We start from the raw sequence: 4,768 nt of genomic DNA, 5'->3' as shown, positions 1-4,768 counted from the left end.
GCTCCTGCTGCGGACAAGGCCGCTGCGGAGGCTCCGGCCCAGCCGCAGCCGCGCATCATCTCGGTCGGCCCCGGCGGCTTCCTGCGTCAGGGCCCGGGCGATCAGCAGGCGCCGATCCCGCCTGCACCGCCGCGCCGTCTGGTTCCGGCCAAGCCGAGCCCGGAGATTGCCGACAAGACCAGCCTGCTCGATCTCAACGACCGCATCTGCCGCTGGCCGATGGGCCACCCGGGCGAGCCAGACTTCCACTTCTGCGGTGAGAAGGTGAACCCCGGTTTCCCTTACTGTGTCGAACACTGCGGCCGGGCCTATCAGGCGCAGCTTCCGCGCGGCGCACGCCGTCCTCCTCCGCCCCTGCCCTTCGGCGGCCCGCGCGTCCGCTGATCCGGGGTGCGGCGTGACACGACGGGCATGAAACGGCGGGCCTGCACATGGCTGGCGGCCACACTGGCGGCCAGCCTCGCACTTGCCGCCGCGCCGCTGGCCGCGCAGGACGAGGCCGCCCCCGCGGCGGCCCCGCTTCCGCAAACGGCGGAACATGCACCGGCCGAACAAGCCGCCCCTGCCGAGCATGTCTATGTCGCACTGACCACCAGCGCGGGCGTCATCACGCTCGATCTCGACAAGACGCACGCCCCGCTCACCACCGCGAACTTCCTCAAGTATGTGGACGGCAAGCGGATGGACGGCGCCGTCTTCTACCGCGCCATGCACCTGGGCTACAGCGACGAGCCTGCCGGACTGCTGCAAGGCGGCGTGCGGGACGGGGCAAAACTGCTGCCCCCGGTCGCGCACGAACCGACCAGCCAGACCGGCATCCTGCACAAGGCAGGCACGATTTCGATGGCCCGCTTCGCGCCCGGCACTGCAACCGCCGATTTCATGATCCTGCTGTCCGACATGCCCGCGCTCGACGCGGCCAAGGGCAACACCGGCGAAGACCCCGGCGCGGGCTTTGCCGCTTTCGGGCATGTCGCGGGCGGCATGGACGTGGTCCGGGCGATCTGGAACATGCCGCGATCGGCCACCAAGGGAGAAGGCGTGATGAAGGGCGATATCCTCGAAAACGAGGTCAAGATCGTCAGCGCCCGCCGGGTGGAAGCTCCGGCCCCCTCCCCAGCCCCCAGTCCGCCCCCCAGCCCGGCCGCTCCGTAACGGCACACTCGCAGCCGTGCCCGTTCGCGCATGCAGCGAATCGCACGCACCTGCAACGAACCCCCGGATCAAGCAGAACGTAAATTTTCAGATAGGGATATTCGCGTATTCCTTACCTGCTTTACTGATACCTTTGAAAGCACAGCGGCAATCAACCGGCCGAATTGGACTGGAAAATACAATTTATGCAGGCGCCAATCTTAAAAGATGGGCGCTGCCGCCGTTAACCGTAACATGACGGCACATGATCCCAGCATGGCCCGGGGGGGCTTGAGGCGTTGGCTCGGCTTCGGCGGAGGCAAACCTGATGCGCTTGACGGGGGCACACCCCCGCTTGCACCGCAGAGCGAAGAACCCGTTGCGGGCAGGCCTGGCGGCCACGGCGCCCAGCAGCTGGAAGTGCTGGCCGATATCTCCGAATTCCTGATGGTGCACGAACTGCCCGTCAATCCCTTCACGCTCGAAGCCGCATACGACATCGTGACCGGCAGCAAGCCCAGGCTGGCGGCGATCGCGACCGCGCGCCTGACCGAAGGGCTGCCGCTGACATTGGACTGGCTCGAAGAGATCATGCGCGAGGAAGCCACGGACGGCGGAACCGCCCAGCTCCATGCCCTGATCGTGCGCCTTGAAAAGACGATCGACGAATTCGCCAATACGGCCAGCGTCGCCCGCACCGCCACCACGGATTACAATTCCGCGCTGGAAGCCCACGTCGGCGACCTCGACACCATCGACACCAGCGAGAACGTGATCGAGCAGATCACGAATCTGGCCCATCACATGCTGGAGCGCACCCGCGAGGTGGCCCGCGAGCTGACCCGTTCGGAGCGCGAGACCCGCACCTTGCAAAAGCAGCTTGCCGATGCCCGGGCCGAGGCCGAGATCGACCATCTTACCGGCCTGCCCAATCGCCGCGCGTTCGAGGCCCGCTACAATCAGGTCTATTCGGACACGCGCAAAAGCGGCGAGCCGCTCTGCGTCGCCTTCTGCGACATCGACGAGTTCAAGCGCGTCAACGACAAGCATGGCCACGAGGCCGGAGACCGGGTGCTGCGCACGGTCGCCCAATCGCTGGCGACAATGGCCGACGACCAGTGCCACGTCGCCCGCCACGGGGGCGAGGAATTCGTTGTGCTGATGCGCAACAAGATGATCGAGGATGCCTGCACGCTGATCGACGAAGCGCGCCAGGCGATCGCCGCCCGCAGACTGATCAACCGCACGACCGACGTGCCCTTCGGGCAGATCACCCTCTCTGCGGGCGTGGCCGATGTCCATGCCTTTGGGGATGCCCGCGAGGCCCTGCGCGCGGCCGACAATGCCTTGCTCCAGGCCAAGGACGCCGGGCGCAATGTCGTGCTGAAAGCCAGCAAACCCGATTGATCCGCGGCAAGGCGGGCCCTACCTTCTCTCCTGGATAACCGGGAGAGAGCTGTGACCGTATCGCTGGACAACGCCTTTATCGCCACTTGCCTGCAAGCGCTCGGCAGCCTTTCAGGGCTCGTGGCCCGGGCGGAAGCCCATTGCACAGAACAGGGCCTGCCCGCCGAAGCCCTCACCGGTGCGCGGCTGGCGCCGGACATGTGGCCTTTCGCCAAGCAAGTCTTCGAAGCCGGCCACCATTCCGCCCGCGCTATCGAAGCTGTGCGCGCGGGCGTGTTTGGCCCCGATCTGGACCCCGCCCCCACCGATTTCGCCTCGCTGCACGCCGAACTCTCGAAAACGATCGCCGCCCTGCAGGCCATTGCCCCCGGCGAGCTGGACGCCATGGCCGGGAACGATACGCGGTTCGAATTCGGCACGATGCGCATGGACTTTACCGTGGCAGATTTCCTGCTCAGCTTTTCGCTGCCGAACTTCTTCTTCCATACCAGCATGGCCTACGCGATCCTGCGCAATCAGGGCCTTCCCATCGGCAAGGGCGACTTTCTCGGACAAGTGCGAATTAAGACGTAAAACAGCGCTGAGAGCGCCTCATTTATTGTTCCTGTTGGTACGCACAACCTGCCGTCATCTAATCGCATCAGGAATATTCCTTAGCGGATTACTCTCCATTAACTTCTTCGCACTACCTTGCCCGCCCATCACAAGGAATGGGAAACGGTGCACAAAGAGGGAATCCTAGCGCCAGACAATCGGCAGAACCGGGGTGTCCGGCATGTCATGCATGCGATCATGGCGCTGAATGCCCTGGCCGCGGGTGCAGCCATTCTCTTGACCGGCGCCGCGGCGCACGCCGCCGCCGGGACAGCCCTGGGCTGCTCCACCTTCATTCTCGCCGTAGGGCGCGTTGCCAGCCGCCGCGCGGTGGACGAGATGGCGCAGCATTTGCGCATGTTCAACACGGCACAGGACACCACCCGCCAGATCGAAGAGCTGTTCGCGATGACGGACATGCTCCAGGCCGCCGAAGACCACGACGAGGCCGGCGCGGTGCTGATGGCCGCCTCGCAGCGGCTCCTGCCCGATTTCGACGGCGCTCTCTACGTCTTCAACAATTCGCGCGACCGTCTCGATCTTACCAAGTCCTGGGGCGGGAAGGACAAGCCCGAACCGGCCGCCTCGCTGCTCCCGAGCAATTGCTGGGCGGTCAAGCGCGGCAAGGCGCACATCAACGATGCCGAGAACGGCACCTTGTGCTGCATGCACCCGGTGGGCCCGGGCGTATCGGTGGAAATGCCGATGATGGCGCGCGGTCAGGTCTTCGGCCTGCTGATCCTCACCCACTACCAGCGCGACGCTTACGAAAACCTGCGGGATATGCGCCGGATCGCACGCGCGCTGACGGATTCGATGTCGCTGGCGCTTTCGAACATAGCGCTGCGCGAGAAGCTGCACACCCAGTCGCTGCGCGACCCGCTGACCGGGCTCTACAACCGGCGTTACATGGAAGATTCGCTCGAACGCTACATCAGCCTGGCCGAGCGCACCGGCAGTGCGACATCGGTGCTGATGATTGATCTCGACAACTTCAAGCGCCTCAACGACGAGTATGGCCACGCCAAGGGCGATGCCGTGCTGCGCGATGTCGCCGGGCAACTCGTCGGCGCCTTGCGCCCCTCCGACGTGGTGGCCCGCTACGGCGGCGAGGAACTGATGGTGATCCTGCCCAACTGCAGCATCGAGGATGCCACCGCCAAAGCCGAGATGCTGCGCATGCGCATCGAGAACCTGTCCGAAGTCCACGGCGCCCCGATCAGCGCCTCCTTCGGCGTGGCCTGCGTGCCCGAGACGGCAGGCAACACCGCCGATGTTGTCCCCGTGGCCGATGCCGCGCTCTACGCCGCCAAGGAAGCGGGCAAGAATCGCGTCGTCGCCTCCCGCAGACGCATCCCGCGCGAGGATGCCTCCCCGCCCTGCCTGGCCGTCAACGCCTGAGCAAGCGGGTCTCACCCCGCGCCATGCTGAACTTGTTGCAGCATCCATCGTGCCGGAAAACCGGATCTCAGCCAGACCCACCGCGCTCCCGTTTCGGAAGCCCGGCGGTTCGCGGCGTGCACGATCCGAACGGCGGACTATACTTCCATACTGCCGCCGGAACCCGCTCCGAAGTTTCCTAGGCTCAGGACCTGTTAATCACGCCATCGAGGTTTGAGGCAAAATGGCTCAT

5 protein-coding genes are annotated in these 4,768 nt (G+C 65.3%); all 5 read left to right on the top strand.

The genetic code is table 11. From position 1 onward, the window contains the following. A partial coding sequence (locus tag MTR66_RS20845; protein WP_243924617.1) for a GcrA family cell cycle regulator occupies nt 1-384 on the top strand: 384 nt, incomplete at its 5' end. A 27-nt stretch (nt 385-411) separates the two neighbouring features. Continuing rightward, the gene (locus MTR66_RS20840) at nt 412-1,155 is read left to right on the top strand and encodes a peptidylprolyl isomerase (RefSeq protein WP_243924615.1); all 744 of its coding nucleotides are present in this window, start codon (nt 412-414) and stop codon (nt 1,153-1,155) included. Between the two features lie 270 nt (nt 1,156-1,425). Then, complete coding sequence (locus MTR66_RS20835; RefSeq protein WP_243924612.1) at nt 1,426-2,541, top strand: GGDEF domain-containing protein; 1,116 nt, start codon at nt 1,426-1,428, stop codon at nt 2,539-2,541. Between the two features lie 51 nt (nt 2,542-2,592). After that, on the top strand, nt 2,593-3,114 hold the full coding sequence (locus MTR66_RS20830; RefSeq protein ID WP_243924610.1) for a DUF1993 domain-containing protein: 522 nt from the start codon (nt 2,593-2,595) through the stop codon (nt 3,112-3,114). Between the two features lie 219 nt (nt 3,115-3,333). Next, nucleotides 3,334-4,536, top strand: a complete 1,203-nt coding sequence (locus tag MTR66_RS20825; protein WP_243924607.1) for a sensor domain-containing diguanylate cyclase — start codon at nt 3,334-3,336, stop codon at nt 4,534-4,536. The last annotated feature ends 232 nt before the right edge of the window (nt 4,537-4,768 follow it).

Origin of the sequence: Novosphingobium beihaiense (assembly GCF_022832375.1) — a bacterium.
GTDB classification, from domain to species: domain Bacteria; phylum Pseudomonadota; class Alphaproteobacteria; order Sphingomonadales; family Sphingomonadaceae; genus Novosphingobium; species Novosphingobium beihaiensis.
Note: the sequence above shows the minus strand (reverse complement) of the source record. Positions and strands in the feature narration are given on the sequence as shown.

Excerpts from the sequence above, each read along its gene's own strand:
- MTR66_RS20840 (WP_243924615.1), top strand. The coding sequence starts at position 412 with ATGAAACGGCGGGCCTGCACATGGCTGGCGGCCACACTGGCGGCCAGC.
- MTR66_RS20825 (WP_243924607.1), top strand. The coding sequence starts at position 3,334 with ATGGCGCTGAATGCCCTGGCCGCGGGTGCAGCCATTCTCTTGACCGGC.